The organism is Streptomyces sp. WM4235 (genome assembly GCF_001279725.1).
In the GTDB taxonomy this organism is placed as follows: domain Bacteria; phylum Actinomycetota; class Actinomycetes; order Streptomycetales; family Streptomycetaceae; genus Streptomyces.
Genome location: NZ_LGDE01000226.1, coordinates 1 through 23770, shown reverse-complemented (window position 1 = coordinate 23770; position 23770 = coordinate 1). Strand labels below are relative to the sequence as shown.

20 protein-coding genes and 1 tRNA gene are annotated in these 23770 nt (G+C 72.0%); 10 read left to right on the top strand and 11 right to left on the bottom strand.

Translation table 11 applies throughout. From position 1 onward, the window contains the following. Positions 1–102: 102 nt before the first annotated feature. The 3 genes from ADK55_RS16695 to ADK55_RS16685 all read left to right on the top strand — a co-directional run bounded on the left by ADK55_RS16695 (position 103) and on the right by ADK55_RS16685 (position 3133). Positions 103–804 carry a response regulator transcription factor gene (locus ADK55_RS16695; protein ID WP_053679505.1) on the top strand — a complete coding sequence of 234 codons (702 nt, stop codon included), beginning with the start codon at positions 103–105 and terminating at the stop codon, positions 802–804. 95 nt (positions 805–899) lie between these two features. Beyond that, entirely contained in the window at positions 900–1859 is a 960-nt protein-coding gene (galE, locus tag ADK55_RS16690; RefSeq protein ID WP_053679503.1) for a UDP-glucose 4-epimerase GalE, read from the top strand. Between the two features lie 500 nt (positions 1860–2359). Further along, the gene (locus ADK55_RS16685; protein WP_053679501.1) at positions 2360–3133 is read left to right on the top strand and encodes a response regulator transcription factor; all 774 of its coding nucleotides are present in this window, start codon (positions 2360–2362) and stop codon (positions 3131–3133) included. Here the strand turns inward: ADK55_RS16685 and ADK55_RS16680 are convergent. Beyond that, entirely contained in the window at positions 3092–3589 is a 498-nt protein-coding gene (locus ADK55_RS16680) for a MarR family winged helix-turn-helix transcriptional regulator (protein ID WP_053679498.1), read from the bottom strand. The genes ADK55_RS16685 and ADK55_RS16680 overlap by 42 nt on opposite strands. A gap of 173 nt (positions 3590–3762) precedes the next feature. Between ADK55_RS16680 and ADK55_RS16675 the strand changes: the two genes are divergently transcribed. Further along, positions 3763–4620 carry a trans-aconitate 2-methyltransferase gene (locus ADK55_RS16675; protein WP_053679497.1) on the top strand — a complete coding sequence of 286 codons (858 nt, stop codon included), beginning with the start codon at positions 3763–3765 and terminating at the stop codon, positions 4618–4620. A 2-nt stretch (positions 4621–4622) separates the two neighbouring features. Then, positions 4623–5012: a VOC family protein gene (locus ADK55_RS16670; RefSeq protein WP_053679495.1), complete on the top strand. Its 390-nt coding sequence runs from the start codon at positions 4623–4625 to the stop codon at positions 5010–5012. Positions 5013–5093: 81 nt separating this feature from the next. Here the strand turns inward: ADK55_RS16670 and ADK55_RS16665 are convergent, their stop codons facing one another. The 3 genes from ADK55_RS16665 to ADK55_RS16655 form a co-directional block, all read right to left on the bottom strand. After that, entirely contained in the window at positions 5094–6842 is a 1749-nt protein-coding gene (locus ADK55_RS16665) for an FG-GAP repeat domain-containing protein (RefSeq protein ID WP_053679493.1), read from the bottom strand. Positions 6843–7082: 240 nt separating this feature from the next. Beyond that, positions 7083–7757, bottom strand: a complete 675-nt coding sequence (locus ADK55_RS16660; protein WP_053679491.1) for a TetR/AcrR family transcriptional regulator — start codon at positions 7755–7757, stop codon at positions 7083–7085. After that, the gene (locus ADK55_RS16655) at positions 7754–8734 is read right to left on the bottom strand and encodes an acyl-CoA desaturase (protein WP_053679489.1); all 981 of its coding nucleotides are present in this window, start codon (positions 8732–8734) and stop codon (positions 7754–7756) included. The genes ADK55_RS16660 and ADK55_RS16655 overlap by 4 nt, the downstream gene beginning before the upstream one ends. 423 nt (positions 8735–9157) lie before the next feature. Between ADK55_RS16655 and ppc the strand changes: the two genes are divergently transcribed. Next, the gene (gene ppc, locus ADK55_RS16650; protein ID WP_053679736.1) at positions 9158–11851 is read left to right on the top strand and encodes a phosphoenolpyruvate carboxylase; all 2694 of its coding nucleotides are present in this window, start codon (positions 9158–9160) and stop codon (positions 11849–11851) included. Positions 11852–11916: 65 nt separating this feature from the next. Here the strand turns inward: ppc and pth are convergent, their stop codons facing one another. From pth to ADK55_RS16625, 5 genes are all read right to left on the bottom strand, one after another. Then, entirely contained in the window at positions 11917–12507 is a 591-nt protein-coding gene (pth, locus tag ADK55_RS16645; RefSeq protein WP_053679488.1) for an aminoacyl-tRNA hydrolase, read from the bottom strand. Positions 12508–12598: 91 nt separating this feature from the next. Further along, positions 12599–13180: a 50S ribosomal protein L25/general stress protein Ctc gene (locus ADK55_RS16640; RefSeq protein ID WP_053679486.1), complete on the bottom strand. Its 582-nt coding sequence runs from the start codon at positions 13178–13180 to the stop codon at positions 12599–12601. A gap of 192 nt (positions 13181–13372) precedes the next feature. After that, a complete protein-coding gene (locus tag ADK55_RS16635) occupies positions 13373–14350 on the bottom strand; it encodes a ribose-phosphate diphosphokinase (RefSeq protein ID WP_053679484.1) in 978 nt (325 codons plus the stop codon). Positions 14351–14484: 134 nt separating this feature from the next. Then, positions 14485–15930, bottom strand: a complete 1446-nt coding sequence (gene glmU, locus ADK55_RS16630) for a bifunctional UDP-N-acetylglucosamine diphosphorylase/glucosamine-1-phosphate N-acetyltransferase GlmU (RefSeq protein WP_078999002.1) — start codon at positions 15928–15930, stop codon at positions 14485–14487. A 108-nt stretch (positions 15931–16038) separates the two neighbouring features. Continuing rightward, positions 16039–16110, bottom strand: a tRNA-Gln gene (locus ADK55_RS16625). 227 nt (positions 16111–16337) lie between these two features. Between ADK55_RS16625 and ADK55_RS16620 the strand changes: the two genes are divergently transcribed. After that, positions 16338–17594 (top strand): sensor histidine kinase, encoded by a 1257-nt coding sequence (locus ADK55_RS16620; RefSeq protein ID WP_053679480.1) that lies wholly within the window; start codon positions 16338–16340, stop codon positions 17592–17594. A 67-nt stretch (positions 17595–17661) separates the two neighbouring features. Here the strand turns inward: ADK55_RS16620 and ADK55_RS16615 are convergent, their stop codons facing one another. After that, complete coding sequence (locus ADK55_RS16615; protein WP_053679478.1) at positions 17662–18180, bottom strand: SUKH-3 domain-containing protein; 519 nt, start codon at positions 18178–18180, stop codon at positions 17662–17664. A gap of 5 nt (positions 18181–18185) precedes the next feature. Next, a complete protein-coding gene (locus ADK55_RS16610; protein ID WP_053679476.1) occupies positions 18186–18716 on the bottom strand; it encodes a YwqJ-related putative deaminase in 531 nt (176 codons plus the stop codon). A gap of 241 nt (positions 18717–18957) precedes the next feature. Here ADK55_RS16610 and ADK55_RS16605 point away from each other — a divergent pair, with 241 nt between their 5' ends. The 3 genes from ADK55_RS16605 to ADK55_RS16595 all read left to right on the top strand — a co-directional run bounded on the left by ADK55_RS16605 (position 18958) and on the right by ADK55_RS16595 (position 23609). Further along, entirely contained in the window at positions 18958–19953 is a 996-nt protein-coding gene (locus tag ADK55_RS16605) for an SMI1/KNR4 family protein (RefSeq protein WP_078999000.1), read from the top strand. Between the two features lie 7 nt (positions 19954–19960). Then, positions 19961–22594, top strand: a complete 2634-nt coding sequence (locus ADK55_RS16600; RefSeq protein ID WP_053679474.1) for an SUKH-4 family immunity protein — start codon at positions 19961–19963, stop codon at positions 22592–22594. A gap of 136 nt (positions 22595–22730) precedes the next feature. Next, the gene (locus tag ADK55_RS16595) at positions 22731–23609 is read left to right on the top strand and encodes a DivIVA domain-containing protein (protein ID WP_234350078.1); all 879 of its coding nucleotides are present in this window, start codon (positions 22731–22733) and stop codon (positions 23607–23609) included. The last annotated feature ends 161 nt before the right edge of the window (positions 23610–23770 follow it).

Here is a 23770-nt window from a genome sequence, read left to right as displayed (position 1 = left end):
CGGAAGGTCCGCCCTTCCGGGGGCTTCTGCGCGGTAACGAGGACGCCCCGTCGAACAAGCGTGTAGCTTGCCGGGGCAGAAGGAGCGGGGGAGGGTGCCCTCATGGGCGTACGGGTCATGGTGGTCGACGAGCACCGCCTGCTGGCCGAGGCGCTCGCCTCGGCCCTGAAACTGCGCGGCCACCGGGTGCTCGCCGCGGCCGCGCCGGCCGTCGGCGCGGCCGAACTGGTCATCAACCGGTCCCCGGAGGTCTGTCTCTTCGGTACCGCGACCCCCGCCGAGCCCGGGGTCTTCGAGCCCGTCGTCCGCATCAAGCGGGAGCGCCCCCAGATCGCGGTGGTGGTCCTCGGACCGGTGCCGAGCCCGCGGGGGATCGCCGCCGCCTTCGCCGCCGGCGCCTGTGGGTACGTACGCCACGACGAGCGCATCGAGGGCGTGGAACGGGCCCTCGCCAAGGCGCGGGCGGGGGAGGTCGCGATCTCCCCGCAGCTGCTCCAGGGCGCGTTCGGGGAGTTGCTCAATCCCGCCGCCCAACCCGACGACGAGGGAAGCCGGTTGCTGCGCCTGCTCACCCCCCGCGAGATCGAGGTGCTCGTCCGGGTCGCGGAGGGCGAGGACACCCGGCTCATCGCGGCGGGCATGGCCATCGCGCCGAGCACCGCCCGCACGCACGTGCAGCGGGTGCTGATGAAACTGGGCGTGGGCTCCCGGTTGGAGGCCGCCGCGCTGGCCGCCCGTACCGGCCTGCTGGACCGGGCGATCCCACCGGCGCGATCCATCCACCCGCCCTCCGAACGCGGTTGAGGGACGGGCCGGGGATTTCCCCGGAGCGCGCGGATCGGGTAAGCCGGGGACAGCACGTGTTCCCGCGTGCGTTCCCGGCGAGAGGCGGCAGACGAGTGAGCAAGTACCTGGTCACGGGTGGAGCCGGATACGTGGGCAGCGTCGTGGCCGCCCACCTGCTGGAGGCGGGCCACGAGGTCACGATCCTCGACAACCTGTCCACCGGCTTCGGAGAGGGCGTCCCGGCGGGCGCCACCCTGATCAACGGGCGGATCCAGGACGCCGCCGAGTACCTGGACCCGTCCTTCGACGCCGTCCTGCACTTCGCGGCCTCCTCACAGGTCGGGGAATCCGTCGCCGACCCCGGCAAGTACTGGGACAACAACGTGGGCGGCACCCTCGCCCTGATGACCGCGATGCGCGACGCCGGCGTGCGCAGGCTGGTCTTCTCCTCCACCGCCGCCACCTACGGCGAGCCGGTCGACGGCCCGCTGACCGAGGCCTCGGTGACGGCCCCCAGCAATCCGTACGGCGCCTCGAAGCTGGCCGTCGACCACATGATCGCGGGGGAGTGCGTCGCCCACGGCCTCGCCGCGGTCTCGCTGCGCTACTTCAACGTGGCGGGCGCCTACCGGGGGCTCGGCGAGCGCCACGACCCCGAGACCCACCTGATCCCGCTGGTCCTCCAGGTCGCCCTCGGCGAACGCGAGTCGATCGCGGTGTACGGCGAGGACTACCCGACCCCCGACGGCACCTGTGTGCGCGACTACATCCACGTCGCGGACCTGGCGGACGCCCACCTCGCGGCGCTGCGCGTCGCCACCGAGGGCGAGCACCTGATCTGCAACCTCGGCAACGGCACGGGGTTCTCCGTCCGCGAGGTCGTCGAAACCGTCCGCCGGGTCACCGGCCGCGAGATCCCCGCGGTCGTCGCCCCGCGCCGCCCGGGGGACCCGGCGGTCCTGGTGGCCTCGGCGCGCACGGCCCGCGAGCGGCTGGGCTGGACCCCGACCCGTTCGGACCTCACCAACATCGTCACGGACGCCTGGAACTTCGCCCGCGAGCGGAGCGCCTGACCGGCGGCCGGCACCGACGACCGGCACCGGCGCCGCTTCCGCCCGTCCGCGTGGTCCACGCCCCTCGCGCCTCAACGGTGCGGGGGGCGTGCGCGTGTGCGGGCGGGCGCCGTGTACGGGCGCTCCGCGCGGGCGCCCGGCGTGCGCGAGCCGGGTGAAACGCACCCCGTGCAACTGCCCGTGGCACGAGCCCGCGTGGAAAGCCGATTCCGAACCGACCCGATGGTAGAAAACAAGCCACGGCAGGGGCTGTTCTGGACGAGCCCGCCGGAAAATCGCTGGAAAAACTTCTGCTATTCGGCCAACCGCGAGACCGTGCCGGCTCTACGCTGAGCGTGACGCCGGTGGGGGCCGGTGTTGATTCAGGGGTCGAGACAAGTCGGGTACGACGTCCGGTCTGGGTAGTGCAGAGATGTCTCGGCGGCGGCCGCGGCGACTGCGGATCACCCGGTCCGGGCGCCGTACCCGCCGTCGTCCGTTCCCCGACCCTTGGGGGTTTTGTGGTTCGTATCCGGGTTCTCGTGGTCGACGATCACCGCATCTTCGCCGAATCTCTCGCAGCCGCGCTCGCGGCCGAGCCCGACGTGGACGTGTCCGCGGCGGGCAGCGGTCCGGCCGCCTCGCGCTGCCTCGAACGCGCGGCGGCCGAGGGCCGTCGCTTCGACGTCCTGCTGGTGGACGCCGACCTCGGCGCCGCCGTCGGAGCCGTGCCCACGCAGCGCGTACCGGGCTCCGGTCCGCCCGCGCCCGGGCCCGGCGCGGACGGCATCGCGCTGGTCGCGAACGTCCGGGTGGCCCATCCGGGGGTGCGCACGGTGGTCCTCGCCGAACGCGACGACCCCCGCCGGGCCGCGCTGGCGCTCCAGGCCGGGGCCTCCGGCTGGGTGGCGAAGGACTGTTCGCTGTCGCGGCTGCTGGCCGTGATCCGAGGGGTGCTCCGCGAGGAGACGCACCTGCCGCCGGCGCTGCTCACCGGAGTGCTCCGTGAGCTGACGGCGGCGCGCAAGCACCGCACCGACAGCGAACGCCTGGTGGAGTCCCTCACACCGCGCGAGCACGAGGTGCTGCGCTGCATGGTCGCGGGGCTGGGCCGCAAGGACGTGGCCGCGCGGCTGTTCCTGTCCCCGCACACCGTCCGCACCCACATGCAGAACGTGCTGGGCAAGCTGGGGGTGCACTCCACGCTGGCGGCGGTGGCCCTGGCCCGGCGGGCCGGCGTGCGACCGGCCGAACTAGCCGGGGATGTTGTCGAACGGAGCGGTCAGCCGGCGTAGCAGTCCGGCGAGGTCACCGCGCTGGCCCTGGGAGAGCTGGGCGAGGATCGCCCGCTCCTGGGCCAGCAGTCCGGCGAGCGACTGGTCCGCGCGGTCACGTCCCTCGGCGGTGAGCCGGACCAGGACGCCGCGCCGGTCGTTGGGGTCGGGCAGTCGCTCGACGAGGCCCTTCTTGGCGAGCCGGTCGATGCGGTTGGTCATGGTGCCCGAGGTGACGAGGGTCTGCGTCAGGAGCTGGCCGGGGGAGAGCTGGTAGGGCGCGCCGGCGCGCCGCAACGAGGTCAGTACGTCGAACTCCCACGGCTCCAGGCCGTGCTCGGAGAAGGCGAGCCTGCGGGCGCGATCGAGGTGACGCGCGAGCCTGCTCACGCGACTCAGGACCTCAAGCGGTTCCACGTCGAGGTCAGGGCGCTCTCGCCGCCATGCCGCGACCAGTCGATCGACCTCGTCCTCCATGTCGATCAGTGTAAGGGGTCTGTCGACGTGAAGTCTCTTCAGTTCGAGAATCTCAAGCCTGGATATCTTGCGACCATGTCTCTTGACGTCAAGATATAAATGGGGTGACGATGGGAAGGGAGGGGCCGGAACCCTTCCGCTTCCGATCGCCCCACCAGCAAGGAGGCTCGCACATGCATTCCGACACCGCGCCGGCCCGGACCCCCGCCCCCGCCCCCTCCTCCGCACCGACCTGGGACCCCCGGCAGTACCTGCGCCACGCCGGGCACCGCGCCCAACCCTTCCTGGACCTGCTGAACCGCATACCCGAGCTCCCCGCCCGCCCGGCCCGGATCGCCGACCTGGGCTGCGGCCCCGGCAACGTCACCGCACTGCTCGCCGAACGCTGGCCCGAAGCCCACATCACCGGCTTCGACCTCTCCCCGGAGATGCTCCGCCGCGCCGGCGAGGAGTACGCCGGTCCCACCATCGGCGGCGGCCGGCTCGACTTCCGCCACGGCGACCTCGCGCACTGGCTCCCCGAGGAGACGTACGACCTGATCGTCTCCAACGCCGCCCTCCAGTGGGTGCCCGGCCACCCGGGCTCCTTCGGTCCCTGGATCAACGGACTGCGGCCCGGTGGCACCCTCGCCTTCCAGGTCCCCGGCAACTTCACGGCCCCCAGCCACCGCCTCCTCGCCGAACTCTGCGACACCCCGCGCTGGCGCGACCGCCTCGCCGGCCACGGCGCGCGCTACGTCCATGTGCTGGACCCCGCCGAATATCTCGCCCGATTGATCGAACTCGGCTGCACCGTCGACGTCTGGGAGACCACCTACCATCAGCTGCTGACCGGGACCGATCCGGTGCTCGACTGGGTCAAGGGCACCGCCCTGCGCCCGGTGCTCACCCGGCTCGGCGACGACCGGGCCGCCGTGGACCTGTTCCTCGACGAATACCGCGAGGCGCTGCGCGAGGCCTACCCGCCCGGCCCGCGCGGCACCGTCTTCCCGTTCCGCCGCATCTTCGCCGTCGCCCGCAAGGAGGCCTGACCGTGCTCACCGCCGTCGACCACGTCCAACTCGCCGTACCACCCGGCGCCGAAGACCTGCTCCGGGCGTACTACTCCGACGCCCTCGGCATGTCCGAGCTGCCCAAACCGCCCGTCCTCGCCGGCCGGGGCGGCTGCTGGTTCGCCGCCGGCGCCGTACAACTGCACCTGGGTGTCGAGGAGGACTTCCGGCCCGCGCGCAAGGCCCACCCGGGACTGCGGGTCACCGACATCGAGGCGTACGCGCGCCGCCTGCGCGAGCACGGGGCCGAGGTCGTCTGGGACGACGACCTGCCCGGGTACCGCCGCTTCTTCTCGACCGACCCCGTCGGCAACCGGCTCGAATTCCTGGAACCGCACCACCCGGAACCCTGCCTGGAGGCCGCGGGCTGACCGCGCGCCGACCCGACACGACGGCGCCCCGCCACCGGAGACCGGTGGCGGGGCGCCGTCGTGCACGGGTGTGCGCGGAGATCAGAGGATTTCCGCGTACGTGTTCCAGCCGCCACCGAGGCTGGTGCGGCCCTTGAAGGTGTTCAGACCCTTCTCACCGCTCGCCGAGTAGAGGTAGGCGACACCGGCGGAGTCCACGCCCACCAGGTCCGTGCGGCCGTCACCGTTGACGTCGCCGGCCGCGGTGAGCTTGCCGAGACCGTTCCAGCCGCTGTCGCCGATCTTGACGCGGTCGCCGAAGGGGGCGGCGGTGTTGCCGGTGCCCGGGTAGGCCCACAGGGCGCCGTCGGTGCCGCGGGCCAGCAGGTCCGCGCGCCCGTCGCCGGTCACGTCGCCCGCGCCGATCAGCTTGTTGTAGATGCCCCAGCCGGCGCCGAGCTTCACGCGGTTCGCGAAGCCCTGGCCGTTGCCGCCCTTGCCCGGGTAGAGCCACAGGACGTTGGACTTGTCCCGCGCGAGGAGGTCGCCGTAACCGTCGCCGGTGAGGTCACCGACGCCCGCGAAAGCGTTGTAGATGTCCCAGCCGCCGCCGAGCGGGTACTCGCCGTCGTACATGTCGCCCTCGACGCGGTACAGCATGTCCGCGCGGGACGCCGTGGTCAGCGAGGAGGTCAGCGCGATGTCGACCACGGACAGCGGCCAGCCGCCGGGGTCGGAGATCTGCTTGCGATCCCCGAACGTACCGTCGCCGTGGCCGCCGTAGCCGAACAGCGTGCCGTCGCCGGTGCGGCCCCACATCGCGGCCTTGCCGTGCGCGGGGATGCCGCCCTGACCCGAGAACAGGTCGACGGACTGCCAACCCTTGCCGAACTCGAAGCGGTTGCCGAGCACCCCGCTCGCGTCGCCGCTGTACATGTAGCCCTGACCGCTCACCGTGCGGGCCAGCACCACGCCGCGGCCACCGCTGCCATTGAGCGGGACGAGCTGGTTGAAACCGTTCCAGCCGGTCCCGGTCTGGACGCTGTCGCCGAAGGGCGCGGCGGCGGAGCCGGTGCCCTTGTAGAAGTACATGACGCCGGTCGCCGTGGTGGCCACGACGTCGGTCTTGCCGTCGCCGTTGTAGTCCGCGCCACCGATGAGCTGGGTGAACGCGCCCCAGCCGGCGCCGAGCAGGACCCGGTTGCCGAAGGGGACGTCGTAGCCGGCCTTGCCCGTGCCCGGGTACAGGTACAGCTGGCCGTCGTTGGTGCGCGCGAGCAGGTCGGCGTTGCCGTCGCCCGTCAGGTCGCCGGCGCCGAACACCTTGTTGTAGATGTTCCAGCCGCCACCGCTCCACGCCGGCGAACCGGTGCCGGTGGTACCCGCCTCCGTGAGGGACAGGCGGCCGGTGACCGTCAGGCGCAGCAGCTCGGGCCGGCCGTTGTGGTCGAGGTCGCCGACGGGGATGACGTCCTTGAAGTCCTCGGCGGAGTCCGTCTTCCAGACGTCGAAGGTGGTGTCCGCCTCGCTGGAGCCCGAGAGCTTGAGGTAGGACGTGCCGCTCCGGCCGCGGTACAGGAAGTCGTCGACGCCGTCACCGTTCACGTCGAACAGGGTCGAGGTGGTGCCGGCGGCGTTCGCGCCGGCGGCCAGGCGCTGCTTCTGCTGCGTGGCGGCCTTCGGCTTGCCCCCGGGCAGGTGCCCGACGACGCGCTCGTCGGCGGTGACCTTCGGGGTCGGGGTGACGGGCTTCGGCAGCCCGGTCGCCGAGGCCGCGGAGGCCATCAGCATGCCCGTGGCGAGGGCGGTGGCGGTGCAGGCCGCGAGGCGACCGGAGCGCGAGAAGCGCATGAAAGACAAGAGGTCTCCCTGTAAAAAAGCAGGCGAAACCGGGTCGAATGTACCCGCGCGGAGGCGCGCTGAAGCGCGCCGCATCGCACGTGAGGTCTCATTCCCCCCCGGGAAGTAACCGAACAGTACAGCCGGGAAGCGCACGGCAGTAGCCATTTGCGGCCCTGTTTTGATCACGTTCAGAACGCACGGTGCCCGGGCCCCGAGGCCCGGGCACCACCCGCCGCGCGGCGGGTGCGATCAGCTCTTGCGATGGCCCACCAGTCGGGGCTTCGCCTCCAGGTTCTCCAGTCCGTGCCAGGACAGGTTCACCAGGTGCGCCGCGACCTCGGCCTTCTTCGGCTGACGCGTCTCCAACCACCACTGCCCGGTCAGCGCCACCATGCCCACCAGGGCCTGCGCGTACAGCGGCGCCAGCTTCGGATCGAAGCCCCGGGCCTTGAACTCCAACCCGAGGATGTCCTCCACCTGCGTGGCGATGTCGCTGATCAGCGACGCGAACGTGCCCGTCGACTGCGCCACCGGCGAGTCCCGGACCAGGATCCGGAAACCGTCCGTGTAGTTCTCGATGTAGTCCAGCAGCGCGAACGCCGCCTGCTCCAGCAGCTCCCGCGGATGCCCGGCGGTCAACGCGCCCGTCACCCCGTCCAGCAACTGGCGCATCTCCCGGTCCACGACGACCGCGTACAGGCCCTCCTTGCCGCCGAAGTGCTCGTACACCACCGGCTTGGACACCCCGGCCTTCGCCGCGATCTCCTCCACCGACGTGCCCTCGAAGCCCTTCTCGGCGAACAGGGTGCGGCCGATGTCCAGCAGTTGCTGACGCCGTTCGGCGCCCGTCATCCGGACCCGGCGGCCGCGCCGGGGCTTGTCGCTGCTGGAACTGCTGCCGTCGATCGCCACGTCCCCCATCATGCCGCGTTCGAGGACTTTTCCTTGCGCCGGGCGTCGATGCGCGCCTCGGACGGCCACCGCACGTCAGAGGCCCAGCCCAACTGCTCGAACCAGCGGATCAGCCGGGCGCTGGAGTCCACCTGGCCGCGCAGCACACCGTGCCGGGCCGAGGTCGGATCGGCGTGGTGCAGGTTGTGCCAGGACTCGCCGCACGAGAGCACCGCCAGCCACCACACGTTGCCACTGCGGTCCCGCGACTTGAACGGACGCTTGCCCACCGCGTGGCAGATCGAGTTGATCGACCACGTCACGTGGTGCAGCAGCGCCACGCGCACCAGCGAGCCCCAGAAGAACGCCGTGAACGCGCCCCACCAGGACATCGTCACCAGACCGCCGACCAGCGGCGGCAGCGCCAGCGAGAACATGGTCCAGAAGATGAAGTCGCGCGAGATCCGCCGGATCGCCGGATCCTGGATCAGGTCGGGCGCGTACTTCTGCTGGTCGGTCTGCTCCTCGTCGAAGAGCCAGCCGATGTGCGCCCACCACAGGCCCTTCATCAGCGCCGGCAGCGTCTCCCCGAACCGCCACGGCGAATGCGGGTCGCCCTCGTGGTCGGAGAACTTGTGGTGCTTGCGGTGGTCGGCCACCCAGCGCACCAGCGGACCCTCCACCGCCATCGAGCCCATGATCGCCAGCGCGATCCGCAGCGGCCGCTTCGCCTTGAAGGAACCGTGCGTGAAGTAGCGGTGGAACCCGATGGTGATGCCGTGGCAGGCCAGGAAGTACATGAACACCATCAGGCCGACGTCCAGCAGGCTCACCCCCCAGCCCCAGGCCAGCGGAATCGCCGCCAGCAGGGCCACGAAGGGGACGGTGATGAACAGCAGCAGGGCGATCTGCTCGACGGACCGCTTGTTCTCGCCGCCGAGCGTCGCCGACGGTTCGGGCGTATCTGAGGGCGCGGACGCGTCCTCGATCAGATCGGGACTGATGGTCACAGTGATCCCCTGGGGGGTGAGGGAGACGGCAGGTGCCCTTACGCGGCACCCTACGGACCCGTAAGTTACGGCATCGTAAGTATGGCAAAGGTCCCGTGCGGGGCAAGAGGACCACGGGTCGACGGTCGAGTCGGACAAACCGCCGCTACCGACCGGTACGCACGGCTCTGCCGGGGCACCGGCACGGGACACCTATCCTGGTCACGTCGGACAGCGCGGTCCGCACGGGCAGCCCGAGCTGCGCACCAGCGGGGACACCCCCGGACGAGATCCGGGGAGGCGCCGCGGCGCACGGCCGGGAGCCCACCGCCCAGTAGCGCTCGAACACTGCAAGGAGCCGCACCTGTGAGCAGTGCTGACCAGGCCCCCCAGGCCCCCGTCACCCAGGCCGACACCGACCGGGCCGAAACCGCGAACGCCGAGCTGCGCGCGGACATCCGCCGCCTCGGAGACCTCCTCGGGGAGACCCTCGTACGCCAAGAGGGCCAAGACCTCCTCGACCTCGTCGAACGCGTCCGCGCGCTCACCCGCACCGACGGCGAAGCCGCCGCCGAGCTGCTCGGGGACACCGACCTGGAGACCGCCGCCAAGCTGGTGCGCGCCTTCTCCACGTACTTCCACCTCGCCAACGTCACCGAGCAGGTGCACCGCGGCAAGGAACTGCGCGCCCACCGTGCCGCCGAGGGCGGGCTCCTCGCCCGCACCGCCGACATGCTCAAGGACGCCGACCCCGAGCACCTGCGCGAGACGGTCAAGAACCTCAACGTCCGCCCCGTCTTCACCGCGCACCCCACCGAGGCGGCCCGCCGCAGCGTCCTCAACAAGCTGCGCCGCATCGCCGCGCTCCTGGAGGAGCCCGTCACCGGCGCGGGCGACCGCCGCCGCCACGACCTGCGCCTCGCCGAGAACATCGACCTCGTCTGGCAGACCGACGAGCTGCGCGTCGTGCGTCCCGAGCCCGCCGACGAGGCCCGCAACGCCATCTACTACCTCGACGAGCTGCACGCCGGCGCCGTCGGCGACGTCCTCGAGGACCTCGCCGCCGAGCTCCAGCGCGTCGGCGTCGAGATCCCGGCCGGCACCCGCCCGCTCACCTTCGGCACCTGGATCGGCGGCGACCGCGACGGCAACCCGAACGTCACCCCCGACGTCACCCGGGACGTGCTGATCCTCCAGCACGAGCACGGCATCACCGACGCCCTCGAACTCGTCGACTTCCTGCGCGGGCTCCTGTCCAACTCCATCCGCTACACCGGGGCCACCGAGGAACTCCTCGAATCCCTCCAGGCGGACCTGGAACGACTCCCCGAGATCAGCCCCCGCTACAAGCGGCTGAACGCCGAGGAGCCCTACCGCCTCAAGGCCACCTGCATCCGGCAGAAGCTCGTCAACACCCGCGAGCGCCTCGCCAAGGGCACCGGCCACGAAGAGGGACGCGACTACCTCGGCACCGCCGAGCTCCTCACGGACCTCACCCTCATCCAGACGTCCCTGCGCGAACACCGCGGCGCCCTGTTCGCCGACGGCCGCATGGACCGCACCATCCGCACCCTGGCCGCCTTCGGGCTCCAGCTCGCGACCATGGACGTGCGCGAGCACGCCGACGCGCACCACCACGCGCTCGGCCAGCTCTTCGACCGGCTCGGCGAGGAGTCCTGGCGCTACGCCGACATGCCCCGCGACTACCGCGGCAAGCTCCTCGCGAAGGAGCTCCGCTCCCGCCGGCCCCTCGCGCCCACGCCCGCGCCCCTCGACGCCGCCGGGCAGAAGACCCTCGGCGTCTTCGGCGCCATCAAGGACGCCTTCGAGAAGTTCGGCCCCGAGGTCATCGAGTCGTACATCATCTCGATGTGCCAGGGCGCCGACGACGTCTTCGCCGCCGCCGTCCTCGCCCGCGAGGCGGGCCTCATCGACCTCCACGCCGGCTGGGCCAAGATCGGCATCGTGCCGCTCCTGGAGACCACCGACGAGCTCAAGGCCGCCGACGTCATCCTCGACGCCATGCTCGCCGACCCCTCCTACCGGCGCCTCGTCTCCCTGCGCGGCGACGTGCAGGAGGTCATGCTCGGCTACTCCGACTCCAGCAAGTTCGGCGGCATCACCACCAGCCAGTGGGAGATCCACCGCGCCCAGCGCCGGCTGCGCGACGTCGCCCACCGCTACGGGGTCCGGCTGCGCCTGTTCCACGGCCGCGGCGGCACCGTCGGCCGCGGCGGCGGCCCCTCCCACGACGCGATCCTCGCCCAGCCCTGGGGCACCCTCGAAGGCGAGATCAAGGTCACCGAGCAGGGCGAGGTCATCTCCGACAAGTACCTCGTCCCGTCCCTGGCCCGCGAGAACCTCGAACTGACCGTCGCGGCCACCCTGCAGGCCTCCGCCCTGCACACCGCCCCGCGCCAGTCCGACGACGACCTCGCCCGCTGGGACGCGGCCATGGACACCGTCTCCGACGCCGCGCACGACGCCTACCGCGCGCTCGTCGAGGACCCCGACCTGCCGGCGTACTTCTTCGCCGCGACCCCCGTCGACCAGCTCGCCGACCTCCACCTCGGGTCCCGGCCCTCCCGCCGCCCCGACTCCGGAGCCGGCCTCGACGGCCTGCGCGCCATCCCGTGGGTGTTCGGCTGGACGCAGTCCCGCCAGATCGTGCCCGGCTGGTACGGCGTCGGCTCGGGTCTCAAGGCCCTCCGAGAGGCCGGCCAGGACATGGTCCTCAGCGAGATGGGAGAGCGGTGGCACTTCTTCCGCAACTTCCTGTCCAACGTCGAGATGACCCTGGCCAAGACCGACCTGCGGATCGCCCGGCACTACGTGGACACCCTCGTCCCCGACGAGCTGAAGCACGTCTTCGCCCGCATCGAGGCCGAACACGAGCTGACCGTCCGCGAGGTCCTGCGCATCACCGGCGGTCACAAGCTGCTGGACTCCCACCCGGTGCTCCAGCAGACCTTCGCCGTCCGCGACGCCTACCTGGACCCGATCTCCTACCTCCAGGTCTCGCTGCTCGCCCGCCAGCGCGCCGCGGCCGAGCGCGGCGAGGAAGCCGACCCGCTCCTCGCCCGGGCCCTGCTGCTCACCGTCAACGGAGTCGCCGCCGGTCTGCGCAACACCGGCTGACGCACCCCGCACACGAAGGAAGCCCCCGCCGGATCGGCGGGGGCTTCCTTCGTACGGGGTCCGCGTCAGGAGTTGTAGGTGGACTGCGCGCGCTCCAGACCCTCCTGGATCAGGCACTCCACCGCGTCCGCCGACCGGTCGACGAACCAGTCCAGTTCCTTGCGCTCCGTGGACGAGAAGTCCTTCAGCACGAAGTCCGCCACCTGCATTCGGCCCGGGGGCCGACCGATGCCGCAGCGGACCCGGTGGTAGTCCGGGCCCATCGCCTTCGTCATCGACTTCAGACCGTTGTGGCCGTTGTCCCCGCCGCCCAGCTTCAGCCGCAGCGTCGGGTAGTCGATGTCCAACTCGTCGTGGACCGCGACGATCCGGTCCAACGGAACCTTGTAGAAGTCGCGCAGCGCCGTCACCGGGCCGCCCGACAGGTTCATGAACGACATCGGCTTGGCCAGCACCACCCGACGGTTCGCCGGGCCGGGCGGGCCGATGCGGCCCTCGACCACCTGCGCGCGCGCCTTGTGCGCCTTGAACTTGCCGCGCATCCGCTCCGCCAGCAGGTCCACGACCATGAACCCGATGTTGTGACGGTTGCCCGCGTACTCCGCCCCGGGGTTCCCGAGACCGACGATCAGCCAGGGGGCCGTGTCGTCCGACATCAAAAAGCTCCTTAACGAAGACGACCGCCGTCCCGCTCCAGTGGAGCCGGACGGCGGTCGTTCAGCAAGTGCCGAGAGGGGAGCGCGAGGCTCAGACCTCGGTGTCCTCGGCGTCGGCGGCCGGCTCCTCGGCCTGCGGGGCCACGACCTGGAGGACGGCGATGTCGCCGTCGACGGCCAGGGTGGTGCCCTTCGGGAGGACCAGGTCCTTGGCGTGGATGGTGGCGCCGGCCTCGAGGCCCGCGATGGAGACGGTGACCTCGGTCGGGATGTGGGTGGCCTCGGCCTCGACGGAGATGGTGTTCTGGAGGGTCTCCAGCATGTTGCCGCCGGCGGCCAGCTCGCCCTCGGTGACGATCGCGACGTCGACGGTGACCTTCTCGCCCTTCTTGACGATCAGGAAGTCGACGTGGGAGATCGTGCGCTTCAGGGGGTGCTTCTGCACGGCCTTCGGGATGACCAGCTCGGTGCCGGCGTCGCCGAGGTCCAGGGAGAGCAGGACGTTCGGGGTGCGCAGCGCCAGCTGAAGGGCGTGGGCGTCGACGTTGACGTGCTTCGGGTCGGTGCCGTGGCCGTAGATGACGGCGGGGGTCAGGGCGTCGCGACGGGCCTGACGGGCAGAGCCCTTGCCGAAGGTGTCACGGAGCTGGGCGGAAAGCTTGACCTCGGACATGCTCACTCCTCGTGGGGTGACGGAATTGGACGACAGTCACCCGGCCGGAACGGCCTGCTACGAAGAGCGCGTCGATAACGGAGTGCCGGCACCCGTGTGAACAGGTACGGCCTCCCTCGCCGAGCAACTCGTGGAGTCTACCCGGCCGGGAGGCCGTACCCAAAAGGATCTACCGCGCGGGGGCGGGAGCGGCTACTGCTGCTCCTCGAACAGGCTGGTGACCGAGCCGTCCTCGAAGACCTCGCGCACGGCGCGCGCGATCATCGGGGCGATCGACAGCACCGTGATCTTGTCGAGCTCCAGGTCCGACGGATCGGGCAGGGTGTTCGTGAACACGAACTCGCTGACCTTGGAGTTCTTCAGGCGGTCGGCCGCGGGGCCGGACAGGATGCCGTGCGTGGCCGTCACGATGACGTCCTCCGCGCCGTGCGCGAACAGCGCGTCGGCGGCGGCGCAGATGGTGCCACCCGTGTCGATCATGTCGTCGACCAGGACGCAGACGCGGCCCTTGACCTCACCGACGACCTCGTGGACGGTCACCTGGTTGGCGACGTCCTTGTCGCGACGCTTGTGCACGATGGCCAGCGGCGCGTCCAGACGGTCGCACCAGCGGTCGGCAACGCGCACGCGGCCGGCGTCCGGGGAGACGATCGTCAGCTTGGTGCGGTCCACCTTGGCGCCGACGTAGTCCGCGAGGACCGTGAGGGCGGACAGGTGGTCGACCGGGCCGTCGAAGAAGCCCTGGATCTGGTCGGTGTGCAGGTCGACGGTCAGGATGCGGTCCGCACCCGCCGTCTTCAGCAGGTCCGCGACCAGGCGCGCCGAGATCGGCTCGCGTCCCTTGTGCTTCTTGTCCTGGCGGGCGTACCCGTAGGACGGGACGATCACGGTGATGGAGCGGGCCGACGCGCGCTTCAGCGCGTCGATCATGATCAGCTGCTCCATGATCCACTTGTTGATCGGAGCCGTGTGGCTCTGGATCAGGAAGCAGTCCGCGCCACGAGCCGACTCCTGGAAACGGACGTAGATCTCACCGTTCGCGAAGTCGAAAGCCTTGGTCGGCACGAGGCCGACACCCAACTGGTGTGCGACCTCCTCGGCCAGCTCGGGGTGGGCGCGGCCGGAGAAGAGCATCAGCTTCTTCTCGCCGGTCGTCTTGATCCCGGTCACAGCACTGTCTCCTCAGACGTGTGGAAAGCTGCTCGCCCCCGTGCGCGTCCGTCCCGCACACGGTGAGCCAGCCGAATTGCGTGCACCTATCACGGTACGCCGTCCAGGGCGTACCCGTTTCCGGTCAGTTCACCTCAACGACCGTCGGAGTCCTCCGCGGCCACCGACTGGGCCGCCGTCGCCGCGGCGCTCCCCGGACGCTTGCGGGCCACCCAGCCCTCGATATTCCGCTGCTGGCCACGGGCCACGGCCAGCGCGCCGGCCGGGACGTCCTTCGTGATCACCGAGCCGGCCGCCGTGTAGGCGCCGTCCCCGATGGTGATGGGCGCCACAAACATGTTGTCGGAGCCCGTCTTGCAGTGTGAACCGATGGTCGTGTGGTGCTTGTTCTCGCCGTCGTAGTTCACGAACACGCTGGCCGCGCCGATGTTCGTGTACTCGCCGATGGTCGCGTCGCCCACGTACGAGAGGTGCGGCACCTTGGTGCCCTCGCCGATGGTCGCGTTCTTCATCTCGACGTACGTGCCGGCCTTGGCCTTCAGGCCGAGGTTCGTTCCCGGACGCAGGTACGCGAACGGGCCGACGGACGCCGACTCACCGATCACGGCCGTGTCCGCCACCGTGTTGTCGACGCGCGCCCGGGGGCCGACCCGGGTGTCCTTGAGGCGGGTGTTGGGGCCGACCTCGGCGCCCTCCGCGACGTGCGTGTTCCCCAGGAGCTGCGTACCGGGGTGGATGATCGCGTCCTGCCCGAAGGTGACCGTGACGTCCACCAGCGTGCTCGCCGGGTCGACGACGGTCACGCCGGCCAGCATCGCGTTCTCCAGCAGGCGCGCGTTCAGCAGGGCCCGGGCCTGGGCCAGTTGCACCCGGTTGTTGATCCCGAGGATCTGACGGTGGTCGGCACCGACCGCCGCGCCGACGCGGTGGCCGGCCTCGCGCAGGATGCCGAGCACGTCGGTGAGGTACTCCTCGCCCTGGCTGTTGTCCGTGCGGACCTTGCCCAGCGCGTCGCTCAGCAGGGCTCCGTCGAACGCGAAGACCCCCGAGTTGATCTCACGGATCGCGCGCTGCGCGTCGGTGGCGTCCTTGTGCTCGACGATCGCCGTGACGGCGCCGTCGGCACCGCGGATGATGCGGCCGTAGCCGGTCGAGTCGGGCACCTCGGCGGTCAGCACGGTGACGGCGTTGCCGTCGGCCTCGTGCGTGGCGGTGAGTTCGGCGAGGGTCTCGCCGGTCAGCAGCGGGGTGTCGCCGCAGACGACGACCACGGTGCCGGCCTGCTCGCCGCCGAGTTCTTCGAGGGCCATCCGGACGGCGTGTCCGGTGCCGTTCTGCTCGTACTGGACGGCCGTGCGGACATCGGCGTCGATGTCGGCGAGGTGCGCGGTGACCTGCTCGCGTGCGTGGCCGACGACGACCACGAGGTGTGCGGGGTCGAGCTCGCGCGAGGCGGCGACGACGTGACCGACGAGCGAACGCCCGCTGATCTCGTGCAGAACCTTCGGTGTGGCCGACTTCATGCGGGTGCCTTCACCCGCTGCGAGTACGACGACGGCTGCCGGGCGGGTTGCGCTCACGGGGGTGCCCTTCGGCTTCGGGGGTGGACCCGTGAAGGATAGCCGGGGGCGGGAGGGCGGAAACGAAGCCGGGTCCCGACCGGAGATCGGGACCCGCATGTGTGAAAGCTCCCCCGCCAGGACTCGAACCCGGACATAAGGCACCAAAAGCCTCAGTGCTGCCAATTACACCACAGGGGATCAATCGTGACTTGACCGGACATTACTCCCTGGTGGTCGAGTCGACGAGACCTACTATGCCGCACCACCACCCCTCATCGCGACGGTATGCATCGGTGCCTTGCGGTACGCGCGTCGCGCGACGCGCGTGAGGGGTCGCGCGCGACGCGCGTGAGGGGTGTCGCGCACCTTCGCCCCCGGGAATTTCGCTCGCCTCCCGCCCGGGGCCCCTGCGTACGCTGGACGGCATGACCAGTACGGGGGAAGAGCGGGACGGGATGGGGCGCGACGGCCCCTGGTGGTGGGAGAGGCGGCGGAGCGCCGCACTGGACGTGGGACTCGGCGTGGTGTCCGCCGCCGAGTGCGCCGTCGAGGGGGTGCCCTTCGCCCACGAAGCCGGCATTCCCGTGGCCCTCGGGGTGCTGTTCGGGATCGTGGTGGGGGCCACGCTCGTGCTGCGGCGCAGGTGGCCCATCGCCGTGGTGCTGGTGGCCATCGCCGTGACGCCCGCCGCGATGGGGTTCCTCCTCGCGGTGGTGGGCCTGTACACGCTGGCCTCCTCCGACGTGCCCCGGCGGATCACCGCCACGCTCGCGTCGATGTCGTTGGCCGGGACGTTCGTCGTGATGTACATGCGGACGCGCGGGGACGTGGAGGCCGACGGGACCCTCGTGATCGTGCTGTCCGTGTTCGTGGCGGTGGCGCTGACCGTGCCGCCGGTGCTCCTCGGGCTGTACATCGGGGCGCGCCGCCGGTTGATGGAGAGCCTCCACGAGCGCGCGGACTCGCTGGAACGGGAACTGTCGCTGTTGGCGGACCGGGCCGAGGAGCGGGCCGAGTGGGCCCGCACGGAGGAACGGACGCGGATCGCGCGGGAGATGCACGACGTGGTCGCCCACCGGGTGTCGCTGATGGTGGTGCACGCGGCGGCTCTACAGGCGGTGGCCGCGAAGGACCCGGTGAAGGCCGTGAGGAACGCGGCCCTGGTGGGTGACATGGGGCGGCAGGCGCTGACGGAACTGCGCGAGATGCTGGGCGTGCTGCGGGCCGAGTCGCCGAAGCCGGCCAGTGCCTCCCTGGCCCGGCCTGCGTTGGTGGGGATCTTCGAGGACGGGCCGTCGATCGGCGAGCTGGAGGCGCTGGTCGGGCAGTCCCGCACGGCGGGGATGGTCGTCGAGCTGGACGTGCGGGGCGAGTGCCCCGACTATCCGGCGGAGGTCGAACAGACCGCGTACCGGGTGGTGCAGGAGGCGTTGACCAACTGCCACAAGCACGCGCCGGGCGCGAAGGTCGTCGTACGGCTCGCCCACCGGGACGCCGAGGTGGCCATGCAGGTGGAGAACGGGCCGTGTGACGGCAAGGCCGCCGAACCGGGACTGCCGAGCGGCGGCAACGGGCTGGTGGGGATGCGGGAGCGGGTGCTCGGACTGGGCGGGGTGTTCGTCTCGGGGTCGACGGAGGACGGCGGCTTCAAGGTGTCGGCGGTCCTGCCGCGCGAGCGGTAGGAGGCGGCTCGGCTCCCCGCAGACGGCCGTCGGAGGTCGGGGGCGGGCCCCCGACCTCCGACCGGGGTCAGCCCGTCGTGAGACGGGCCGGCTGGAGACCCGTCAGGAGCAGGGCCAGGGCATCGTCGAGGCTCGCGCCGAGGAACCAGTCGCCGGTGTGGTCGATGCCGTAGACGCGGCCCTCGCGGTCGATGGCGAGGTGCGAGCCGCCGTCGGTCTCGGCGCCGAGCGGGCTCAGCTCGGTGGACAGGGCGCGCCCGAGGTCGCAGAAGGTGCGGGCCAGGTGGAGCCCGGTGAGCGGGTCCAGGCGCACGCGGGCGGGGGCTATCTGACGGCCGGGCCCGGAGCCGGCGACGGTCAGGCCGCCGAACTCGGCCCAGGCCTCGACGGCCGCCGGGAAGACGGTGTGCCGGTGCCCGGCGGGGGTGGTGTGGTCGCGCAGCGCGTCGGCCCAGTACTCGGCCTGCTTGATGTCCCAGCGGCCCGGCTCCCAACCGGCGGTGCGCAGCGCGGAGTCCACCGGCCCCGGGAAACGGGTCGCCGAGGAACGGTCGTAGGAGGCGGACGAGGGGGACGAGGTGCTCATGGCGGCTACTCGGAGTGGGTGAGGTCGACGGAACGTACGCCGAAGTGGGCGAGGAGGGCGTCGCAGGAGCGGCACGGGGGCGCGTAGGTCCCGTGGAGCGGGTCGCCGTCCTCGCGGATGCGACGGGCGGTGATCCTGGCCTGTTTGAGGGAACGGCGCGCCTCGCTCGCCGTCAGCGGCTTGCGGGAGGCGCGCTTGCTGCGGGCGCCCTCGACGCCGGCGAGGTGGCGGGAGAGGAGCATCGCTTCCGGACATCGGCCGGTGAACCGCTCCCGCTGTCCGCTGGTGAGGGTGTCGAGGAAGTCCTGTACGAGCGGGTGCAGCACGGGTGGCTGGTCGGCCTTCCCGGCGGTGCCGGTGAGGGTCTCCCCGCGTACGGACAGGGCGGCGGCGACGGTGGGGAGGATGCCGTCGCGCCGGAAGCGGAGCACGGGGACGGCGGGGCCGTCGGCGCTGCTCCAGCGCAGACGGGGATCGCCGGCGGGGCCGGCTTCCGTCGGTTCCGTCCGGTCTGTGCGTGTTGCCGTGTTCTGCATGCTGCGTGTTCCCTCCCGTGGCGGCGGTGCGGGCCGCTGTCGCGCACGCCCCCGTGCTGCGGGGACAGCCTGTCAAATGTCCCCTGTGGTGGGGAAGCGGGGTCGAATATTCGTATCAATTCGGCTCTTCCCGCCCCACGTGAGGGGGTGTGGCCGGCATGCTGCTTCGGCTGCGGGTGAGCCCCTTGCCCGAGCACATAGGCTGTGGTGAACCAGCCAGATCCAGCAGGGGGCTACCGCCATGACGACAGGTCGGCTCGGGCAGCAGGCCGCGCCACCCAACGCCGCTTACTCGGGGCAGGTCGTGCATTTCCCGGACCCGGTCCGGGCCGCTCGGCATCCCCACGGAGTACGGATCAGCGGGGACGGGCATCCCGATTTCTCGCCCTACGCGCGCGCCGCGGTGGAGATCGCCGAGCCGCCGGAGGGCTTCGGCGTGGACGAGCTGCGCCTGACGGACTACGTGTCCGCCAACGCGGCGATGCGGGAGGCGGGCCACGAGCTGTGGGACACCGTCGGCCCGGTGGCGACCCCGCACGGATGGACCTGGCACCACGTGGCCGGGACGCGGCGGATGGAACTGGTCCCCGTCGAGGTGAAGGCACTGCTGCGGCACCACGCCGGACTGACGACGGCGCCCGTGGACCACGAGAAGCGCGGCACGCGCCCCCTCCAGGAAGTGCGCCCGGCGCACCTGGGACTGCCGAAGTCGGTGGTGTCGGTGTCCGAGCAGCAGGTGCAGGGCGTCGAGGAGGACCTCGGCTACCGGCTGCCGGAGGCGTACCGGGCGTTCCTGAAGGCGGCGGGCGGCTGCGCGCCGGTCGGCGCGGGCCTGGACGTGGACCTCGGGGTGCTGGTCGACCAGCCGTTCTTCACGGTGCGCGAGGAAGCGGCGGTCAACGACCTCGTCTACGTCAACAAGTGTCTGCGGGACCACCTGACGAAGGACTACCTGTGCGTGGCCTTCGCACAGGGCGGGCTGCTCGCGGTGAAGGTGAAGGGCGAGGGGATCGGCTCCGTGTGGTTCTCCCCGTACGACGACGCGCGCGACCGGGACGGCTGGTCGGTGCAGGAGCGCGTGGAGCGGCTGTTGCTGCCGTGCGGTGCCGATTTCGACGCCTTTCTCGAACGCTTGGCGGGTAACCCGCCGGAGCTGGAGACGGTGGCCGGTCTGATGGTGGACGGCGGATTCGCTCGTTCGGTTCCGGTGGCGGGTTCCGCGCCGGTGGAGGGGTGACGGCGCGATGGTGACCTTCGCACAGGCGCAGGAACGCGCCGAGGAGTGGATCAACGGGGACGTGCCCGCGTACCAGCACCGTGAGGTGCGGGTGCGGGAGTTCGGGCTGGGCTTCGTGGTGTGGGCCGAGGACCGGGCGGCCGGTCCGGTGTCCGGTGGTGGCCGGCAGCGGCTGGTCATCGCGCGGGACAGCGGTGAGGTGACGCTGTGGCCGGGGCTGCCGGTGGGTGAGGTGATCCGGCGGTACGAGGAGGAGTACGGGGCCGCGACCGCTCCGGCGGGCTCCGAGGCCTCGGTTCCGCCGCCGCGGATCGACTCGGAACAGACCTCGTTCATGCTGAGTCCGCCCGAGTGGTTGCAGGAGGCGGCGGACCGTGCGGGGATCCCGCGGGCCCCGGCCGCGGACTCGTCGGCCGCGGCCCTGTCGTCCGACGCGGGATCGTCGTCCGGTGAGGCCGCGGGTGTGGGTTCCGGTTCCGGCTCGGGGGCCGCTTCGGCGGAGCCCGCCGTCCCGGTCGGCGGCCCTCCCGCTCCCGCCACCCCGGCGCCCGGCACGGCCGATGCCCCGGGTGACGTCGTACCGCTGCGGCGCGGCGGCGAGATCCCGTACGAGCCGACCGCCAACGACGGGTTCCCGATCGGTGCCACGCCTTGGGCCGGGACCGATGTGAACTCCGGCGCGGACGAGGGTTCCGTGCCCTTGCCGGCGACGGTGTTCGCGCCGCCGCTGTCCGGGTCGGACCTGGAGGACGCGCCGGCCGCGGCGGCCCCCGACGCGCAGACCCAGCTCATGGCCGGCGGCAGCCGGCTGCCGCGGACCGCGGTCGTGCCCGCCCTGGGGCACGGCTCGGACGCGGGCGACATCGCCGACGCGCCGACGAGCAAGGCCCAGCTCTCCCGGCCGGGGTCGGGCGCTTCCGTGAGCCCGCCCGGTCCGCCCGGTCCGCCCGGTCCGCCCGGTGCGCCCGGAGCCTCCGCTCCGGGGCAGCCGCCCGTACCGCCCCGACCGCCGGGTGTGCCCGGTGGTGGGGTGGATCACGCGGCGACGATGCTCGCGGGTCCGGGTGTGGGTTCGGGTGTGGGTCCGGCGGGTCCTGGTGCGCCGACGCCTCCCGGTCCGCCCGGGGCTCCGGGTGCGCCCGGTGGCTCCGGTTCCGCCGGCTCTTCCGGTGGTGGGATCGATCATGCCGCGACGATGTTGGCGGGCCCGTCCGTGGTGCAGCCGCCCAGGCCGCCGGGTTCGCCCGGTGCGCCGCAGCCGCCCGGTCCGCCGGGTGTGCCCGGTGGTGGGGTGGATCATGCGGCGACGATGCTCGCGGGTCCGGGTGTGGGTTCGGGCGTGGGTCCGGCGGGTCCCGGTGCGCCGACGCCTCCCGGTCCGCCCGGGGCTCCGGGTGCGCCCGGTGGCTCCGGTGCTCCCGGTGCTCCCGGTGGCGGGATCGATCACGCCGCGACGATGCTCGCGGGCCCGTCCGTCGTGCAGCCGCCCAGGCCCCCCGGCGCGCCCGGGGCTCCTGGTACTCCCGGTACTCCCGGGGGTGGGACGCCGCACCACGCCGCGACGATGCTCGCCGGCCCCGGCGTACCCCAACCGCCCGGTCCGCCCGGCGCGCCCGCCGCTCCGGTGCCGCAGCCCATGGCACCGGCGCCGGCCGCGTCCGGCGTGCCCACCGTCGGCCCCGGCTACCAGGCCGTGCTGCGCTACCGCGCGCCCGACGGCTCCGAGCAGCAGCTGATCCGCCGCTCGGCGCCCGGCACCCCGCACCCCGAGTGGCAGATCCTGCACGAGCTGCGCGCCATGAACGTGCCGCCGCAGCAGGTACTGGAGCTGCACACCGAGTTGGGGTCCTGCGAGCTGCCCGGCGGCTACTGCGCGCGGATGATCCGCGAGACCTGGCCCCAGGTCCGGATCACCAGCGTGGCCCCGTACGGGACGGATCACGCGAGCCGTCAGCAGGGCATGCGACACCTGATCACCCACCAGAGCGAACTCCATCAGGTGGCGGACGGTCCGGCGCGTCCCGCGCCGGTACGCGCGCCGCTGCCGCAGGTCCCCCTCCAGCCGGCGATCCCGTTGGAGGCCATCGCGCAGGAGCTGGCAGGGGCGTTCGGCCCGCAGGGCGTGTTCCGCTTCGACCAGCGGGCCGTGTCCCGGCAGGGCGTGCCGGAGATCGTGGCCCAGACCCTGATGTGGTCGGGGCTGCCGGTGGACTTCGGTCCGTTCTTCTGGGCGCAGGCCGTGCCCGGCCAACCGGTGCCGACACTGGCCGAGTTGGCGGCGCAGCGGCAGGTGCAGCCGGCATCGGACGCGGGCTCGTACCTCGTCGTCGGAAGCGACTTCGGCAAGGCGCTCTGCGTGCAGTACGGGACGGCGCACATAGTGGCGGTCCCGGTGGAGGCCGGGCCGGGCGGTGCTCCGGTACCGCCGCAGTTCGTGAACTCCAGCCTGCCGCAATTCGTGCGGTCGCTGGCGATGTTGGGGCACATGTGGCGGCTGCGGCAGCACCTGACGCCGGAGCAGGCTGGCCGCTGGACGGTCGATTTCCAGACGAATCTGGCCGGCCTCGACAGCGCGGCGCTGGCGTCGCCGGAGAGCTGGTGGTCGGTGCTGCTGGAACAGATGTGGGACGGACTGCTCTGACCCGCGGGTCCGTGTGATGGGCCGGGCCGGAACCCTCGAACGGGGTTCCGGCCCGGCCATTCCGGCTTCTGGTCGCAAATGACGCATCCTTGACGGGAATCCCCGCGAGAGAGGCGCTTCCAGGATGAGTGCACCCATGTCACCTCACGGTCCCCAGGGTTTCGCGACCGTGCGCGGCCGCGGTTACCGGCCGGACGAGGTGAACCGGTACCTCGTGCGCCTCTCGGAAATCCGGGACGAGGCCTGGGAGCGAGTGGCACGGTTGACCGTCCTGGCCAAGCAGATGGAGGCGGAGGCGGAGCGGCTGCGCGAGCGGGTCGCCTCGCTCGCCCCCCAGACGTACGACGAGCTGAGCGAACGGGCCCGGCGAATCCTGCTGCTCGCGCAGGAGGAGGCGGACTGCGTACGCGCGGACGCGCGCGCCGACGTGTTCACCACCCAGGGCGCCGCCGAGGCGCACGCGGACCGGGTGACCGAGCTGGCGCGGCAGGACGCGGAAGCGGTGCGCGAACAGACCGAGGTACGGGCCCGACAGGGGCTGCTGCGGGCACGCCGGGAAGCGGACGACGCCCGGGCGGAGGCCCGGGACGACGCGGCGGCCTGGCGGTCGGAGGCGCACACGGCCCTGGTCGAGACGCGCCGCCGGTCGGACGAGCTGCTGGCGGAACGCGAGCAGGAACACGCGGACCGCCGGGACGCGGCCGAACGGGAACTGGCGGCACGGGAAGCCGAACTGGAAGCCCGGCAAGCGGAGTTGGAGCGCCAGGCCGAAGGGCGGTTGGCCGACGCGCGGCGGGCGTTCGCCGAAGCGGAGGAGTCGGCGCGGCACGGGCAGGAGGATGCCGAAGCACGGGCGTCCGAGGTGCTGGCGCAGGCGCGGGTGCGGGAGGAACGGGTCGGGCGCGAGACGGAACGGATCCTGCGGGAGCACGGGGAGGCGCAGGACGAGATGCGGGCGCACATGAACCACGTGCGGGCTAGCCTGGCGGCGCTTACGGGGAGGGCGTCGGCGTAGTCGTTGCCTTGGCCGTTGCCTTGGCCGTTGCCCTGGCCGGGCGGTGGTGGTTGCCGTCTTGCCGCGTTGCCGTCTCGCCGCGTTGCCGTCTTGCGGTTGGTTGCTGCCGGTCCCGGCTGCGCCGGGCGCCTCAAGTGCCGGCGGGGCTGGGGGGTGGGGGT